We start from the raw sequence: 17,447 nt of genomic DNA, 5'->3' as shown, positions 1-17,447 counted from the left end.
AGCGTTTGTGAAAGACGCTCAAAGACGTTCGTAGTCCATCACTGTCCGCTCATTTACCACATTGCCGGTATGCCTTGTAGATTTTGGTTCCAGCAGCAACACCTGGGCTTCTTCTTCTGCTATTGGCAGGTGCTCAACTCCTTTCGGAACGATAAAAAACTCTCCTTCTTTCAACCTGACATCCCGATCACGCAATTTCAAGAGCAGTGTGCCCTTGATCACCAGAAAGAGCTCATCCTCCCTTTCGTGCATATGCCAGAACAACTTGCCTTTCAGCTTCGCAAGAAGGACATAGGAGTCATTCAACTCCCCAACAATTTTCGGGGTCCAATGTTGCTCGAACAATGCGAATTTCTCAGTGAGGCGAACTTTCTCCATGAACCATCTCCTTTTCTCCGACAGACCGCTAGCTAGCCGACAGGTTGTTCGGTACTCGTTGGTCCGCCTCCTCCTGTGGTGAAGTATGGCTTCTCCGAGAGATGAGCAAGCTTGAGAGTAGCCCGAATACCAGAGCGATAGCCATCACAATGAGAGAGCCTCCCAGGTCCGGTCTGGTCGTCATATGGTATAGCTGCTCATGATCTTTCTTCTTAACAGCATTCCAGGCAGTTGCGCCTGTTTCATATCTCAGGTCCCAGTGGCATTAGTGGAAGCTCAAGCTGGCTCGTGGGCTGTCGAGGCAACCACACCCCAAAACCGAGCCAGGCCAACCCGATGAGGAACAGCACCATGCCCGTCGTGCCCACTACTGGTGGCAGGAAGGGAGCGGTTAAGCTGAGTACAACCCCAACGATGAGCGGGAGACCTGCCCAGCGCGCCACTGTCTTAGCGCGCAGCGTCATGACGCCAAGCAACACGCTACCCACTACTCCCAACAGCCCTCCAACCAGAAAAAAGATCACTAATCCTTGTGGAGGCGATCCTTTCACGAGAGATGGGGCTGCCGATGCGAGGAATGGCAGAATGAAGGCTTCGACGGTATCACCGACTACTCCCTGGATAAGGATGTAGACAAATGTGAAGAGGAAACCGATCAGCCCGAAGAGACCTGCTTGTTGGGCTTGTCTGCTATAGACCCCAGGCAACCCTACGACAATCAACATGTCGCCAATGATACGAAGCAGAGCCGCTGTGGCGGCGAGAGAACTGGCAGGATCTTCACCCGTGAAGAAGACGGGAACCGCAGCAAGAGCAGCGAACAGGCCCCCGATGAGTACGCTGATTCCACTCAAGCGATATAGCGTTGTTGATGACATGGTGTATTTCATTATCTCTTTCCTCCTGACCTATATTTCGGCATCAGTCATTTGCTGGCGCGTGTGCCGATGGTAATGCGCACGAAGCGCGCAACAGGACCTGGCTGGGCCTGTACCTCCAGACCCGCCTGTTCAAAAAGCGCGCGCATCTGCGCCGTACTGTGCACACGTGGATACAGCCAGGTAAGCCAGGCCGGGGCAGTGAAATCGGCGAGCAGAAAGTAGCCTCCGGGTCGCAAGACGCGGGCGACCTCACGCACACCGGCGGCCTGATCGTGCCAGTGATGAAACGAGATGGTCGAGAGCGCGAGATCGACCGAGGCATCTTCCAGAGGCAATGCCTCACCAGAACCCTGGTAGAAGTGAGCCTCCGGGGTAAGTTTGCGCGCAACTTCTAGCATTTTTTGCGCCGGATCGACCCCCAAAAGGTGTGTCTCCGGCCAATAGACATGAGCTTTTCGCAAGAGTCTCCCGCTCCCACAGCCGATATCCAGCACATTCGCCGGTTGGAAATAGCTTGCTGCGTGCTGTAAGACGGCAGCGTGGACTGGATCAAACAGGCGTTGCTGCATCCAGGAACGTTCGTACGTCGGTCCCCAGCGCTCGAAGAGTTCCACATCAAGTGTGGAGGAGTTGTCTTTCATACATCTCTTTTCTTTCTCTGTTCATTTTGAAGAACAGTGTGTTTGCTATCGAATGTAATATTCTCTAGAGAGAAGAATACAAGGAAGATCCCTCGGAGCCAAGCACACATCAGAAGAACCGTTCTTTACCGAACAAATGCCCCTGATTGTTCACAAAAAAGAGGTGACATCCGTGAAACAGCATGGTGGAATCCAGAATTTGGCGTAGAACCAGGGGCATTTCAGAGGTTAGGTGAGCTCACCCCTTCTGAACATGGAGCAGGCTCATCCCATTCTTGATTAGCTCAACTGCTTTTGTATGCAGAAACGTGTGCGTGTTGATAGAGAATATGAGGGATTACTTGATGAAAGTGAACTTTCACCAACTTTTTCCTCTGACTCTGGGATATATTTAATCTTATTGGGGATTAACCGAGGGAAGCCCCCTTATTCATGGGAACCTTTTGCATCTCTTTTGGCACTTCTTAGTATGACGCTCGATTTTTCACGGACACGAGGAAAGATATGGACGAGTTTTACACACTGGTTGAGACCGCTCAGGCAGGAAGTAAAGAGGCTTATGAGAGCCTTATCAATCAGTTTCAGCAGATGGCATATGCTACAGCATATCATTGTTTAGGAGATTATATCCTTGCCCAGGATGCTGTACAAGAAGCTCTTATTGAGGCCTATCTCCATTTACCACAATTGAAAGAGCCTGCAGCATTTCCTGGCTGGTTTCGCCAGATTGTTTTCTATCAATGCCATCGTCTCTTACGAAAGCCATCCTTTGAGCATCTTCCACTTGAGGCAATAGCCTCATTTGATTCTGGCGCTGATCCTCTGCAAGACATTGCTGAGCGACATGAGGTACAGGCAGTAGTTCAACAAGCTATTGCTCTGTTGCCACCAAAACAACACCAGATTGTGGACCTCTTTTATCTCTCAGGCTATACACAACAAGAAATTAGTTCCGCGCTCAATTTACCCGTAAACACAATTAAGAAGTGTCTCTACTCTGCTCGGCTGCGGCTCAAGGAGCATCTTCTCCCTCGTCTACAGGATGCGATTGCTCATACAGCGCATGCAATCCTCATTTACCTTCGAGAAGGTTGGTGGGAGCCACTTTTCGAGAGATATAGCCCAAACCTCATTCCAGGCGCAAGACCCTATGCCACGGAGGACGCGAAACAATGCAAATAACCACACAAATGATGCAGAAGCAAGCTCAAGAGATTATGCACCTTATTGGTATACATGAGCCAGTCACTGTTACCTTGATTAAGGAATACAATCATGTCTATCGAATTGAGTGTCCACAGGACATCTTTTTCCTGAAGACACATACCAAAGAGTGGTACCCACCAGAGGATGTTGAAACAGGGTTCTCAGTACGGCATGAACAGAGCGCGTGCTCTCTCCTTGCTTCTCACGGGCTGCCAACTCCTGATGTGGTACTTGCTTTGCATACGCGGAAGAATCCTCTTGGTCGACCTTTTCTTTTGACAAGGAAACTGCAAGGGAGGTCGCTAATTGAACTACTTAAGCACTATCAGAATGATGCGTTGCAATGGGATGAGTTGCTCAGGATCACAGGAGAGTATTTACAAAAGATGCATAGTATTACTTTTCGATTTCCTGGCTACATCGTGGACAATAAACCTGACGGACCGCTTGACGATACCCAGTGGCAACATCCAATCTGGTCAGCGAGACAGAGACAAATAAATGCCCTGGCACAGTTGCAACAGGAACAGAGCAAACTCTCTCAGCAGACAATACAACGGCTACAAACACTGTTCTCAACGCTCAAAGAGGCACTAGAAGCAGAATATCAGCCCCCTCGCTTCACGCATGGCGATTGTCATGCTCACCAATTCTACCTTTCCCAAAATGAAGTTAGAAAATGGATGGTTTCGGGTTGTGTGGACCTGGAGGTCGCCTCAGCAGGCGACAGTCTCCAGGATCTCGTAAAGATTGCGATCGAGATGGTAAGAGAGTTTACGGGAAGGGATTGGTGGACACCTCTCTTTGCAGGGTATGGAAAAGAGCCAAATTTTGACACGTTCCGGTTACGGCTTCTTTGTGCAGAGGAAAACGAATTTCAATGGCCTGCCACTCGGCAGGAAGTTTTTAATCACTTATTAAAAGCAAGCAGGTGGTCAGAATTATTCACCTTCAATAGATCTCATTCCAATGAGCACAGCCCGTATGAGAATAATAACAGAAAAGATTGATTTCTCTTTTTCTGTATGATATTCTATGCCCAATCACTATGTACGACTGTGGCTCCCATCCTGCTTGCAGGTTCGTCAATGCGTACATACGTTTGCTTATTGAGCAATTGATGTTGAGACATACTCCTCCTGATCCTGATCAAAAATACGCAACTATCATGAAGAATTTCCACGCCTGTTTTTTTGCCATAGACACATACGAAGCACAAAGATTATGTATTGATATCTATGAAAGGACGAGCGTATGAAAACCTCTACATTTCGCCTGGAGACTGGTGACCAGAATAGTGGAATCGTGTACCTTCCTGATGAATGGCAAGCGCAGTTGCCGGTGCTTATTATCTGCCATGGTTGGGGCGGTGATAAAACATTGAATGTATTTGCCGAGCAGGTATGCCAGCGCCTGATTGCGTTGTCGATGGCAGTTGTCGCCTTTGATTTTTTTGGCTGTGGAGAGACCGGTGGGGATTATCGTTTCATGACCTATGGTCGATGGGCAGATAATCTCAGTGATGTCTGCACCTATGTTGCGGCTCAGGAGTGGGCTGACCCACACAACATCGGGGCGCTTGGTATCAGCTCGGGGACGACGGCTGTGCTGCGTTGTGCCATCACGTATCCTACGCAGCTTGCGTTTGTTATCTCTGTTGCTACAGCGCTGGGAAACTACATTCACATGCCTGCTGGTCCCGCCAAATTGCTTGTTGATCATCTGGACACACTCTCTGCAGGTGGGACTGTCGAACTGTATGGGACGCAATTTGGTCTCGATTTCTTCAAAGATTTCGTGAGCAATGCGCCTCTCTACCATCTACAGAATATCACATGTCCTGTCTTTTTCTTGCAAGGAGGGGTAGATAACATCTATCGGCGTACAGATGCCAGATTGGGCTACGAGATTTTGAAACGGCTCAACCAACCGGTTGATTATCTTGAAATCGAGCATGGGAATCACGGTCTGGAAACGGCTCCAGAGGAAGGTACTATGGCCGTGCTCAACTGGCTTCATGAACAAGGCATTGTGCACTAAGCTCGCAATTGGCCATACTCCTTACTCCTTTTGCGGGAGGAGTCTTTTTGAAGGAAAAAAACGAGGTTTTTTTGGGGTGGTAAAGCCCTGAGGGAGCCAGGAGAGAGGCGCGGGAGGCTGAGCATACGAGCGTGAGTGCATCACCCTCCCGCAAGGAGAGAGAAAGTTATGCCTTGCTTAATTCATCGAAGGCCTGCCCGATAACGTTTGGAAGACGTTCTTCATTGCCGCGCGGGTCAAATTTCTGGAGCTGCGGCACGATGTTGGCGATGGTCGTCTCCCGATCCCAGTCGCTGGCAAGCGCTTCCCCAACCTGGGTACGCAGGAAGAGAAACCAGCGTCGTAGGTCCGTCAGAGCTTCCGCCGTTTGGATCGGTCCGTGGCCGGGAATGACGTGCTCGGCTTCCAGAGCTATGAGCTTTTCCAGCGCCTGAATCCAGTTCTCCACACTTCCACCGCGAGGTAGCGCTGGAACAAAGGTATTGAAGAGGAGATCGCCAGTAAAGAGAGTGCGAGATTGAGGTAACCACGCGACGCTATCGCTCAGGCTATGTGCCCGGGCAAGATAGCGCAATTGCACTTCAATATCACCAACGAACAGGGTCAGATGGTCTCGGAAGGTCAGCGTAGGAGGCGTAATAACCACATCGCTTATCAATGCAGCCATATCCTGATTCTGGCGCCAGGCAGCAAGTGTCTCCTCTCCATGAGTAATCAGATTATTTCGTACCCCTTCGTGTGCGATGATAGGGTTGTCCGTAAATACCTGGTTCCCATAGACATGATCGCCATGGGGATGTGTATTAAAAAGGTACAGTGCTCCGTCTTTCCGACGTTCTTGTGCAGCAGCACGTAAAGGCGCTGCTTCGGTCACAGCAATCCCAGAATCGATGACGAGGACACTTCCACCTTGTGAGATCAGACCGCGATTGCAAACACCTCCAAGGGCTGCATTCACTCCTGGAACAATCTCCTGAATAGTCAAATCAGCCATTTTTTTCCCTTTTCACAACACACAACAATGATCCCGAGGGCAAGCGAGTTGAAAGGCTTACTCTGCAGGATCATTGTTGTGGAAGCTACCAGTTTCCTGTTGGGCTTGACAGTATGGTAGCACGTGGATTACTTGCTCTTATCGATTTGCTCGATGAATAGATTATAGCACGCTTGTTATATGAAGTGCCAACTACTGGATTGACTCTTTTTTTACCTCCTCGCTGATTTTCGCGAATCCCTATGTGTAGCATACTACTTCTTGACAGATGCAGAGATGAGACTGTATACTGATTAGGCATTCAGTATTCTTTGGAGGTTCCTACATCTATGCCAGATAACCGCTAACTCCATTCTGTTTCATTTTCATGTATTGAAACAAACACCACTATTCTTGCTCCTCGCTATTCTCTGTATCTTTCCGGGGGGATGATTGCTCAATCTTTCTCTACCTGGTTGGGTCTATCATCACATGGCGATTCTTTCAGATTTGCTGAAGAGAATCCAGCGAATAGCAGCGCAAGCATTCGATGGTGCTCAGAGGTATGGAGAAGCGCACGGCAACACAGGTGTTTGGTTTGGAACTCCGGCAAGCACATTGCTGATTTTCCCCATTTCCCCACCTTACAGGTTCATGCTGCCTTTTTTCTGGTAAAGAGCGTCGAGTGCGCTCTTACAGGCACATGCCTGATTCTCCATCATCTCTTTCCGCTCCATCGTTCCCACAACGTCTTGCTACAATAGTTCTGTTTTTCTCACGGAAAGAGGTTTCCACATGTCATCCATCACAAAGCATTATGAATTGGTCAGACATCACGAGCTCATACGTGAATTCTACGAGGCGAATCTCCTCAAGCTCATCTCTGAACAGGCAGTGGTCTGGCTCAATCTGATGTCCCATTGAAGCAAAACAAATGGTCATTTCTTTGCATCTAAAAAAGCCGTCATTTCAGCCTTCCATCGGCTCAGAATGACGTCGGCGTTACGAGCGAATAAAGAAACGGAACAGAAAAGATGTCAAGTAAACGAGAAGTATTTGTGCAGACGCGCGAATGTCTCCTGGCAAAGATAACAGAGAGCCTGCACAATGATGAGCGTTTTGTTGCGGCGTGGTTGGCTGGCAGCTATGGGCGTGGCGAGAAAACCTGGCAGAGTGATCTGGATGTTCATGTCGTCGTCGCTGAGGCATATAGCGAGAGTCTGTGTGCTAAACCCTGGCAATCTGGAGCGAAAACGACTCCTGAACGGTTGGCACTGTTCAGACAGTTTGGAACACCTGCCATCATTTTTGATTCACATGGGAATAATATCATGGGTGGCACGTTCACCTATGTTGCGTACCAGGAATCTGGGCAGAACGTTGACTGGATGTTGATTCCCCAGGCGAAAGCGTACCAGGAACGCCCATGCCACCTGCTCTTCGATAGAGTTGGCCTGCCTGATCCCCCCGCATCAAAAGTTGAAAGCATTGAGGAGAGTATGCAACGAGCCTCAATACAGATTGGCTTCTTCTGGATGATTGCTGCCAGTAACGTCCAGAATCTTCTCAAGGGCCACCTGTCGCAATACCATATGCTCCTGATGTGGCTTGAGGAGAGCATACGCGAGGTACAAGCAGCACTCAAGGGCGAATACCCTCAGTTCACGAAAGCTTCGCGCATTCAACTTTATACGACGCAAGAAGAGCAGATCGCAGCCCTCCGTCGCTTATGCGATAAGATGGAGAACCTGATGCCGAGTGTGGTGGAAATGGGCGGCTCTGCTCCTCAAAATCCACGTGTGGTTGTGGAGAAACGTCTTGAGCTACTAACGGAACTATAGAGGAATTACATCTCTCTACCGAAAACTATGTGAGACAAACATGTCATGTCTCACATAGTTTTCCAAGCATTCTTCATTGAGGAGGGTCCATTGGAAAGATTGCCCGTTGATTCCTCTTTTTGATGTTTTACGCGGGGCACGAGTGTTGGTTCGTTCCTACTATCAAGCTGAGGTGAAAAGGTGCTCCCTTCATAGAAGCTATTGAAAGAATTTCTCAACTCTTTTGGCCATAGTGCAAGGTGTTTCCCTTTAGAGAGAAGAAGACACTTCAAAGGAAGGACGTGTCATGCTCAAAATCCACATCGTAGGAGGCTCTGGCAGCGGGAAAACAACGCTAGGAGCAGAAATCGGTGCCAAATTCGGTCTTCCCTTTTACGAACTGGACACACTTGGTAGAGGAAAGTGGATCGACGAACTGGACGTCCCTGCCAGGGAAAGCTGGACAGACGAGAGAGACTGGCTCAATAGAACCTCGATAAAGAGTGCCTTCAAATTTACCACGCTTCCAGGCTGGGTCATCGAAGGCAACTCAGCTCTTTGGACCGAACCCATGCTTCATGATGCGGACTATATCATCTTGCTTCAGGTGTCCTGGAGAATGGCGGCCTCTCGCATCATACGCCGTCATATCATCAAAAGCCTGCTAGGAAACAATCCTCATCCAGGAATCAAGTCTCTCATCTCATTTATGAGAGATACCCGCCAATTCTACTTCAATCAGTGTGACCAGCAGGTCGTAGAAGCGATGAGCCGCTGCCTCGAAGACCAAAGAGCAGACACAGAGCCGCCTGATGCCGAGCGTTTGCTCATGCGCCTTGAGGCGTATGGGAGAGAGGTTGTCAGCCCACCTACAAGAGCGTTTTTATATCAGTATCTCGAAAAATACAAGCAGAAACTCATTATTGTAAAAAACAATCGCGAGCGCGCTCAACTGCTTACATTCCTGGCACAACAGCACAAAGAGAGAGCAGAAAAGAGAGATTGCAGCGTGGAATAAGCATGAAATGTTCCCAATGCTGTGTCCCTACCTTACCACGACTCAAGCCCTGGTGAAGCACCTCTTGCAGCGTCTCATTGCTCAAGAGGCTCCATCAGGACCTGTCGAGTGACTGCAATGAATGCCTGGAACGCGCTGGAGGCAATTGGTTCTTCCATCAGAAAGGCCAGAGCAACCTTCGCAAGTCTTGACAACCTGACATCTTTCTATTATCATAATGAATGCACACTCATTCACTGTGAATGATCATTCATTCACAAAAAGGAGGCAGACTTATGAAAGATCCCGTGAAAGCGTCCCTACAAGAGCAGTTGGCTGTAGCCCGGCGCGCCCAGATTCTCGATGCGGCGATCAAGGTGTTCGCGCAGAAAGGCTTCCATACGACGACCATTAAAGATATCGCGCGCGAGGCTGATCTGGCGGATGGAACGATCTATAAATACTTCGAAAATAAGACGGCGCTCTTGCTTGGCATCCTTGAGCCCCCAAGAACGCGAGCTCAACAGGAGATGAGCTTTTTGCTAGAATCCGATGCAGACATTCATAGCGTTATGAAGGCCTTTATGCTCCAGCCATTGATGGCCTTTAAAAAAGATAATTTTGAACTCTTTAAAGTGATTATCTCGGAGATTCTGGTCAATCAGGAGCTACGCGAACGGTTTCATCAACAGGTGCTGGGACCGATGCTGCAAGGAGGTGAAGCATACCTGCGCCGCTGGTCAGAACAAGGTGTGATCTCACCACAAAATATTGATCTGACGATACGTGCCATTGCAGGAATGATCCTTGGCCTGTTGCTAGAACAGAGCATGGGCGATCAAACACTTGAAGCACAATGGGATGAATTGCCTGATACGATTGCCTCACTGATTGTCAACGGCATCAAAAAAGAACCATTGTAGGAGAACTGAACCATGATCCTGACACGGGCATTACGTTATCCTTTTCAGGGGAGGGGCTGGACCCGCCGCCTTCTCGCTCTCACACTACTGCAATTGCTTCCTGTTATCGGTCAGCTGATGCTCCTTGGCTATGGCCTCGAGATCGTGCGGGCCGTCTACGCCGGAGAGGCCAATCTGCCACCAATACGCTGGCTACAGGCACTCGGCAATGGTCTGCGCATGATACTGGCTGGACTCCTCTACTGCCTGCCCATCCTTATAACTGGAGCCATCATAGGAATGAGCACAATTGGTCTCCGTGTGAACACCAGCAGCATGGGGACATTGAGCCTTATCCTCTCCCCTCTGATTGCCATCGTTGGAGGCTTGCTCATGAGCAGACGCAAGCAGACACAAACAGGAGCCGCAGTCAAGCCGGCACCAAAACCTGGCTCCATCTTCGCAAAGATCGTACCGCTTTTCGTGATGATTCTGGCCATCTTTGTCTTGCAAGCAGTTGTGTCAGGTGCGAACTTTAGCAGACCAAACGCTGCAGCTATCGTGCTGTACGTTCTCCTCACTCTGCTCATCTCTGTCATCGGGCTTGGCCTGGGCCTGGGAGGAGTACGTCAGGCGATCATGCAACAGGGACTCTTCTCACCAACGACCAGTATCACGCTTCTTCTCCAGCACAGCGCCACCACGAGTATCCTCATACTCAATCTCTTCCTGCTGGGAATCATCACGCTCCTTGTAAGCAGTCTGGGCCTGATCTTGCTGGTCCTGCCTGGCTTATTCACCATTGTCGTCGGCTCGCTAGCAATGTGGTATCTCTTTGCCCACTATGGGATGCAGATTGGCATCACACCAATCAACAGCACGACAACATCAAACAATGTCTCTTTTTCAGAGACGCCAACGGCCGTCTAGTACAGACATACGGACTACCGTTCAAGCATACAAATAAAGACAGGAGTACACACGTTATGCAGATTACGATTATTGCCGGAGGGAGCCGTGGCGACGTTCAGCCTTATGTAGCGCTGGGCAAGGGCTTGAAGGATGCAGGTCACGCTGTTCGCGTCGTGACTTCAGACGATTTTCAATCGCTGATCACCGAGTATGGCCTGGAGGCTTTTTCGACTGGCGGTAGTGCTGAGGCTGTCGCCAAAGAGATGCAAGGGCTCTTAGACAAAGGAAACATGCTCACCGTTCTGGCACGTATGCGGGAAGCATCCGAAAAGCAGGCGCTACAGGGCATTGAGACCAGCATACGCGCCTGTGAAGGGTCAGATCTTCTGCTGGGTGGGCTCAGTGGCATCGCCGGCGGCGCTTCGCTTTCGGAGTATCTCAACATCCCACTCCTGCTTGCTTACCTGGTTCCTTTCCATCCGACCAGCGAGTTTCCCAGCGCGCTGACGCCCCTGCCACAGTCTCCACTGACCCGATGGCTCAACAAGCCATCCCACTCTATCGCGCAGCAGATGATGTGGCAATCGTTCCGTGGCGGAGATACGAAAGTTCGCACACAGGCGCTGCACCTGAAACCATCCTCGTTCTGGGGACCCTTCTCCGCTTTGCGCAAAAGCAAGCTGCCAACACTCTACGGCTATAGCCAGCATGTTATTCCACGACCACACGATTGGGATGCATCGCAACACGTCACTGGCTACTGGTTTCTCGAGCCATCCGAAGGCTGGGAGCCACCCACCGAGTTTGTGCAATTCTTGCAAGCGGGTCCCGCACCGGTCTATGTCGGCTTCGGCAGCATGACTAATAGCAAGCCAGAAGAGACAGCGGACCTGGTCCTACAAGCATTGGAGCGCACCGGCCAGCGCGGCGTGGTCTATGAAGGCTGGGGCGGCCTCAAAAAAGAGCAGTTGCCGTCGAATGTCTACATGACACAGTCGATCCCGCATAGCTGGCTCTTCCCACGCATGGCGGCGGTCGTCCATCACGGTGGCGTCGGTACCACCGCAGCGGGACTGGCGGCAGGAGTTCCCTCGATCATTGTCCCCTTCTTCGCCGACCAGCCATTCTGGGGTCGGCGCGTCCACCAGCTCGGCGTCGGACCGCAACCGATCCTGCGCAAAAATCTCACCGCCGACAGGCTCACTCATGCTATCGAGCAGGCCATGAACGATAACGCGATGCGTGCGAAGGCGGCCACACTTGGTCAGCGTATCCGCGCTGAGAACGGCATTGCACGAGCAGTTGAGATCATCGAGCAGAGCCAGAAGAAAAGTCTTTCCCCTACCAGACGCCGCTCGCCACCTACCAGCAGCCTTTCTGAAAGCGGCCACCGATAAGCAGGTGCTCACCAGTACAGCGTATCGCCAGAGCATTGTACAGAAGGGGCTTGCCCCGACGTCGCTCCTCGACCATCTTTTTGAGATCGTGCGGCAGGCATTAGCGAGCAGTATTCATCAGGCTTTTGTCATCACGTTCTGCCTCAGTCTGCTCATCCTGGTCGTGGCAGTGTTCTTACGGGATGCCCCCGCATCTCAAGGAGAAGATACCATCGCTACCACTCAGGGAGAGATAGCAAAAGATCATCGTTACGCCAAACAGTAAAACAAGGAGCACAAGAGTATGGAACTGACAACTATTGATATCACCAACGCGACATTCAAAGCCAATCCATTTCCGTTCTATGCCAGACTGAGAACCGAAGCCCCGGTCTATCCTGTGACACTCAAACGATTCGGCAGAACCTGGCTGGTTACACGCTACAACGACGTACTGGAGGTATTGAAGGATGAGCGCTTTGTCAAAGATCCCAAGAACGCTATGACACCAGAACAGTTGAAGAAGGCTCCACGCATGCCAGCTATGTTCAAGCCATTCTCAAAGAGTCTCCTCAGCCTGGATGATCCTGATCATGCCCGTTTGCGTGTCCTGGTCCATAAAGCCTTTACGCCCCGGCGTATTGAGCAGATGCGGGATCAGGTTCAGGTTGTGGCCGACGAGCTGCTCGAGGGGATTGCGCCCAGGGGACAGATGGATCTGATCGCTGACTACGCCTTACCACTGCCTCTGACCATGATCGCACGCATTCTGGGTATTCCCAGCAGCGACAACAACAAGTTCCATCGCTGGACCAAAACCTTCCTTTCAGCCGCGTCAAATCCGAATCCTCTGGTGATTGTGCCTGCGATGATGAGCTTTATGCGCTACCTGCGCAAACAGATCAAAGAGCGCCAGGCCCACCCTCAGGACGACCTGATTACCGCGCTGGTACAAGCCAGAGAAGGCAACGATATGTTCAATGAAGATGAGGTTGTCTCCATGATTTTCCTCCTCCTCAGCGCTGGTCATGAGACAACAGTAAACCTGATCGGTAGCGGCATGCTGGCACTGATGGAGCATCCTGACCAGATGCAAAAGCTACGCAACGCACCAGAGCTGAGCAAAAGCGCAATTGAAGAGTTGGTCCGCTTCGTCTGTCCCGCTGAAACGGCGACCGAGCGCTATGCTCGCGAAGACGTCACTATTGCTGGCACGACTATTCCACGCGGGGAGATGGTTCTGGCTGTGGTTGGATCAGCTAATCGCGACCCCAACTACTTCGATAATCCAGACACCATCGATATTGCACGGACGAATAACCGCCACCTTGCTTTCGGACAAGGTATTCACTACTGTCTCGGGGCGCCCCTGGCCAGACTCGAAGGGCAGATCGCCATACCTACACTCCTCCAACGCCTGCCCAATCTCCATCTGGCAAGGAAGCCCGAGGACCTGCGCTGGCGCGGCGGTATGATCCTGCGTGGACTCGAGGCGCTTCCCGTAACCTTCTAAAACTGAGCAGGACCTCTCTTGCTTCCTATTGTTGTCGTAGAACGAAAGGCGGAAATTGCCATGACCATCATTCTGTGGATTATACAAAGCATCCTGGCACTTCTGTTTCTCTTGCACGGAGTCTTGTTCCTGATCATGCCAGCACGAGTGAAAGAGCAGTTCCAAAAAAGCTCACTATCAATTGGCTTCGGTCGCTTTATTGGCCTTGCCGAATTGCTGGCAGCCTTTGGATTGATCCTGCCGGATTGGACACAGATCCTGCCCTGGCTCACCCCGCTCGCAGCAGCTCTGCTTCTACCGATTATGGTCGGAGCGGTCGTCTCTCATCAGCGCAGCAAAGAGCAGCCTCAGGCCATATTGTGCCTCGGCATTATCGTCCTCCTTCTGATTGTAGCCATCTACCGCGCATTCATTCTGCCAGTGTAATCATCAACAATCTCTTGCATTTTTGTTACCCAATGCGTATAATCTCAGGAAAAGAGAATATCTTGGGTAACAAAAATCATTGAGGAAAGTATGCCAAAAGCTGCCCCATATCATCTAACCTGGCAGGTCGAACGGGAAAACTATGAACTGTACGACCAGAGAGATAGTCCTATCCTCACGATCACCCCAGGAGAACCTGAGTGGTTTACCTGGCTCGATACAATTGCCTCCTTTGCCTTTCGCGGGAGGCAGGGACAACTGACGGTGCGGAAGGAGTCCAGGAAGTGGGGCAGCGGGTACTGGTATGCTTACAACCGGGTCGGTTCAAGGCTCATCAAGCGCTATCTGGGAAGAACAGCAGACCTCACGCTCACGCGCCTGGAGGAGATGGCTTCCCGGCTCAGAAGAGATATACCTCTTCCACCAGATGATGTTTTTGCTGAAGTGCTCTCTGATGAGCCAGGACAGAATACGTGGGCAAGGAGTGTGAACGTGAATCGCTCCTCCTTGCAAACCGCAGCCAGCACCGAGTCTGGCAACGGTCTCAACGAACTGAGGATGACGATGGTGATGACCAGACTCTCCCCTCCACGCTTGCCCGCCACGCTGGTGGTGCGAGAGCGATTGCTCTCGACTTTAGATGCCTCCCTTTCTCGTCCGCTCACCCTGCTCTCCGCTTCTGCTGGTTGGGGCAAGACGACCCTGCTCTCAGCATGGGCATCCAGGCATTCTCAATCGGTTGCCTGGCTCTCTCTCGAGGCGCTCGATAATGACCCGAGGCGCTTCTGGATCTCGCTGATCGCTGCACTTCGCAGATGTTGTCCAGAGACTGGAACACGTGCGCTCGCCTTACTGCAAGCACCTACACCTGAGCCACTCTCTCTCTCTGTAACGGCCCTGCTCAATGAGTTGTCTGACAGAGAGGCGGAGGCCTCACCCATTCTGCTGATCCTGGATGATTATCATGTCATTGATGAGCCGGCCATTCACGCATCTCTGACCTTCTGGCTGGAGCATCCGCCCGCTCATGTGCATCTTTTGATTGCCAGTCGTGTCGACCCAGACCTTCCCCTTGCCCGGCTCCGTGCGCGTGGACATTTAGGAGAGCTCCGCGATACCGATCTGCGCTTTACGCGGGAAGAAACACAATGCTTTCTTACCCAGAGCATGGGACTTGCCCTCTCAGAGGCTGATGCCGCGCTGTTAGAAGCACGCACAGAGGGCTGGATTGCCAGCCTCCACATGGCCGCCCTCTTCTTACAGAAACAGATGAATCCCTCGGCTTCGGTGCATATGCTTAGTGGTAGCCAGCGTTTCCTCCTCGATTATCTGCGTGAAGAGGTTATTGCTTGTCTGCCGAAAGATGTGCTCCATTTTTTGTTGCAAACCAGCGTGCTCCATCGATTGAGCGTCTCCCTTTGCAATAGCATCAGGGGCAGAGAGGATAGCGATCGTTTGCTGGAACAGGTAGAACGGGCGAATCTTTTCCTCCAACCCCTGGATGAAAGTCGGCAGTGGTATCGCTATCACGCGCTGTGGGCGCAGGCCATGCAGCACGAGGCTCGCCGCCGCCTGGGAACCACTGTTGTCCATTCACTGTTCTGCAAAGCCAGTCAATGGTATGAGCAGCAGCAGATGCTTCCGGAAGCGATTGAGGCCGCACTGGAGGGAGAAGATTTTGCTCGTGCGGCATCGCTGATCGAGCGCGTTGTCATCCCAGAGAGTTTCCATAATGCGTATCATACATTGTCTCATTGGCTGAGACAACTACCTGAGGAGATCATGCGGACGCGGCCAGACCTCTGTTTGCAGTCTGTTCTCGCATTGATGTTTACGACTGATCGGCGTTCGCTCAAAACCTGGAGACAGGTCGAACAGCTTCTTCAGTGGGCGACGCAGGGCTTTGAGGCAAAGGAACAGTGGGAGAAACTGGGGGAAACTCTGCAACTGCACGCCAATCTGGCCTTTTTTCAGGGGGATGTTGCTACCACGTTCATGTTAGTTCGTCAGGCTCGACCACTGCTTTCCGAACAGAGTCTGATCTCTCCAGACAATGCTGTGCTGCATGGTTTAGAAGTTTTTCTGGCAGGTGAGGTAGAGGAGGCCTCTCAGATTTTCCGTGAAGGGTATAGGAAGCTCAAAAACCTCGGCAATCTTTCTGCTGCCTTCGCAACATCCCTCATATTAGGAGGGGCCTGCCTGGAAAAGGGCGAGTTGCGCAGAGCTGCACAGTACTATCAGCAGGCCCTTGCCTATATAGATGAAGAGCAGGAGATTGCACAACAGCAATTGCAGCTCTCTACAGGAAGCACTGAACCGTTCTTTGTCTCCTGGGCTTATCATGCGCTTGCACAACTTGCGTACGAGCACAATGATCTTGCCGATGCGCAGCGTCATCTCTCGGGAGCGTTGACATTGAGAGCAACGCCGGAAAAAGTCATCCATGTTCTGGCATCGGGCGCACTTGTCCAGGTTCGCCTGCTACACGCTTGTGGAGAGGTACAGAAGGCCCAGGACGTGCTTTCACAATGGGAGATACAGGCGCTCTTCCCCTGGTCTTTGCGAGCAATACGTACCAGCCAGGCTCGATTGCACCTGGCTGCTGGAGAGCTTTCAGCCGTTGAGCAATGGGCACAGGAAGAGGATCAGGCAGACGTGTCCCTAGATGGCGAAGAGACGCAGGCGCTCCCCCTGCTGTTCCAGCAGGAAGAAGCCCTGGTGCTCGCACGTTGGCATATTGCGCAACAGAAGGAAGAGAATGCATTGCGAGAACTGGCCTTCTGGAAAGAGAAGGCCCAGGCGCAGGGACGCCAACGGAGCGTTCTGGAAATCTGTCTTCTCGAAGCGCTGGCTCACTTTGCCTGTCATGAACACAATCAGGCCAAAAATGCTCTTTTACAGGCTTTACGATTAGCATATCCCGAGAATTTCCAACGCGTCTTTCTAGACGAAGGTCCTGCAATGGAGAACCTGCTGCAAACATTCCTGCCAGAACTGCGCGAGATGCCTCTCCTCTCGTATGCGCAAAACCTCTTGGATGCATTTACACTGGAACGCGGTGTGGAGAAGAGGCCACATGCCAGAAAAAAATCATTTGTGCTGGAACCCCTTAGTGAGCAGGAACAACGCATCTTGCGCTTGCTCGTTGCAGGGCGAACCAACCCGGAAATTGCGCATTCACTGGTGATTTCAGTCAATACAGTGAAGACTCATGTGCAAAGTCTTTATCGCAAGCTAGGCGTTCACAACCGTGTTGAGGCAGGTTCGATGGCACGAAGCCTATCTTTGCTTTAATCCTCTCTGTTTTTCTTCACCCACTTCTAACCATCCCATCGGGTGATGTTAACTCACCCATTTGTGCTGTATCCTCTAGAACATCTGA

The 17,447-nt window shown here is 51.3% G+C and carries 17 protein-coding genes; 13 read left to right on the top strand and 4 right to left on the bottom strand.

What is annotated here, in order from left to right; genetic code table 11:
- Positions 1-18: 18 nt before the first annotated feature.
- The 3 genes from EL628_RS25740 to EL628_RS25730 all read right to left on the bottom strand — a co-directional run bounded on the left by EL628_RS25740 (position 19) and on the right by EL628_RS25730 (position 1,900).
- Entirely contained in the window at positions 19-378 is a 360-nt protein-coding gene (locus EL628_RS25740; protein WP_126582858.1) for a cupin domain-containing protein, read from the bottom strand.
- A gap of 242 nt (positions 379-620) precedes the next feature.
- Positions 621-1,268 (bottom strand): hypothetical protein, encoded by a 648-nt coding sequence (locus EL628_RS25735; protein WP_126582857.1) that lies wholly within the window; start codon positions 1,266-1,268, stop codon positions 621-623.
- A 35-nt stretch (positions 1,269-1,303) separates the two neighbouring features.
- Positions 1,304-1,900 (bottom strand): class I SAM-dependent methyltransferase, encoded by a 597-nt coding sequence (locus EL628_RS25730; protein ID WP_126582856.1) that lies wholly within the window; start codon positions 1,898-1,900, stop codon positions 1,304-1,306.
- A gap of 504 nt (positions 1,901-2,404) precedes the next feature.
- On the opposite strand from EL628_RS25730, the gene EL628_RS25725 reads away from it, so the two are divergent.
- The 3 genes from EL628_RS25725 to EL628_RS25715 all read left to right on the top strand — a co-directional run bounded on the left by EL628_RS25725 (position 2,405) and on the right by EL628_RS25715 (position 5,146).
- The gene (locus tag EL628_RS25725) at positions 2,405-3,082 is read left to right on the top strand and encodes an RNA polymerase sigma factor (RefSeq protein ID WP_126582855.1); all 678 of its coding nucleotides are present in this window, start codon (positions 2,405-2,407) and stop codon (positions 3,080-3,082) included.
- On the top strand, positions 3,073-4,116 hold the full coding sequence (locus EL628_RS25720) for a phosphotransferase family protein (RefSeq protein ID WP_126582854.1): 1,044 nt from the start codon (positions 3,073-3,075) through the stop codon (positions 4,114-4,116). The genes EL628_RS25725 and EL628_RS25720 overlap by 10 nt, the downstream gene beginning before the upstream one ends.
- A 244-nt stretch (positions 4,117-4,360) precedes the next feature.
- Entirely contained in the window at positions 4,361-5,146 is a 786-nt protein-coding gene (locus EL628_RS25715) for an alpha/beta hydrolase family protein (RefSeq protein WP_126582853.1), read from the top strand.
- Between the two features lie 166 nt (positions 5,147-5,312).
- On the opposite strand, the gene EL628_RS25710 is transcribed toward EL628_RS25715, so the two are convergent.
- Positions 5,313-6,140, bottom strand: coding sequence for an MBL fold metallo-hydrolase (locus tag EL628_RS25710; RefSeq protein WP_126582852.1), 828 nt, complete (start codon positions 6,138-6,140; stop codon positions 5,313-5,315).
- Positions 6,141-6,914: 774 nt separating this feature from the next.
- Here EL628_RS25710 and EL628_RS30885 point away from each other — a divergent pair.
- The 10 genes from EL628_RS30885 (at position 6,915) to EL628_RS25665 (ending at position 17,359) form a co-directional block, all read left to right on the top strand.
- The gene (locus EL628_RS30885; protein ID WP_281276571.1) at positions 6,915-7,043 is read left to right on the top strand and encodes a hypothetical protein; all 129 of its coding nucleotides are present in this window, start codon (positions 6,915-6,917) and stop codon (positions 7,041-7,043) included.
- Positions 7,044-7,153: 110 nt separating this feature from the next.
- Positions 7,154-7,960: a nucleotidyltransferase domain-containing protein gene (locus tag EL628_RS25705; protein ID WP_126582851.1), complete on the top strand. Its 807-nt coding sequence runs from the start codon at positions 7,154-7,156 to the stop codon at positions 7,958-7,960.
- Between the two features lie 286 nt (positions 7,961-8,246).
- On the top strand, positions 8,247-8,957 hold the full coding sequence (locus EL628_RS25700; protein WP_126582850.1) for a P-loop NTPase family protein: 711 nt from the start codon (positions 8,247-8,249) through the stop codon (positions 8,955-8,957).
- 275 nt (positions 8,958-9,232) lie between these two features.
- Positions 9,233-9,859 (top strand): TetR/AcrR family transcriptional regulator, encoded by a 627-nt coding sequence (locus EL628_RS25695; protein ID WP_161975769.1) that lies wholly within the window; start codon positions 9,233-9,235, stop codon positions 9,857-9,859.
- Positions 9,860-9,871: 12 nt separating this feature from the next.
- The gene (locus EL628_RS25690; RefSeq protein WP_126582848.1) at positions 9,872-10,768 is read left to right on the top strand and encodes a DUF4013 domain-containing protein; all 897 of its coding nucleotides are present in this window, start codon (positions 9,872-9,874) and stop codon (positions 10,766-10,768) included.
- 56 nt (positions 10,769-10,824) lie between these two features.
- On the top strand, positions 10,825-12,147 hold the full coding sequence (locus tag EL628_RS25685; protein WP_126582847.1) for a glycosyltransferase: 1,323 nt from the start codon (positions 10,825-10,827) through the stop codon (positions 12,145-12,147).
- 4 nt (positions 12,148-12,151) lie between these two features.
- The gene (locus tag EL628_RS25680; protein ID WP_126582846.1) at positions 12,152-12,412 is read left to right on the top strand and encodes a hypothetical protein; all 261 of its coding nucleotides are present in this window, start codon (positions 12,152-12,154) and stop codon (positions 12,410-12,412) included.
- An 18-nt stretch (positions 12,413-12,430) separates the two neighbouring features.
- Positions 12,431-13,639: a cytochrome P450 family protein gene (locus EL628_RS25675; protein ID WP_126582845.1), complete on the top strand. Its 1,209-nt coding sequence runs from the start codon at positions 12,431-12,433 to the stop codon at positions 13,637-13,639.
- Positions 13,640-13,699: 60 nt separating this feature from the next.
- Entirely contained in the window at positions 13,700-14,065 is a 366-nt protein-coding gene (locus EL628_RS25670; protein WP_126582844.1) for a DoxX family protein, read from the top strand.
- Positions 14,066-14,155: 90 nt separating this feature from the next.
- Positions 14,156-17,359 carry a winged helix-turn-helix domain-containing protein gene (locus EL628_RS25665; RefSeq protein WP_126582843.1) on the top strand — a complete coding sequence of 1,068 codons (3,204 nt, stop codon included), beginning with the start codon at positions 14,156-14,158 and terminating at the stop codon, positions 17,357-17,359.
- Positions 17,360-17,447 lie beyond the last annotated feature (88 nt).

It is taken from the genome of Tengunoibacter tsumagoiensis (assembly GCF_003967535.1).
Taxonomy (GTDB): domain Bacteria; phylum Chloroflexota; class Ktedonobacteria; order Ktedonobacterales; family Ktedonobacteraceae; genus Tengunoibacter; species Tengunoibacter tsumagoiensis.
The sequence above is the reverse complement of the archived record's forward strand: the minus strand, read 5'-3'. Positions and strand labels throughout refer to the sequence as shown.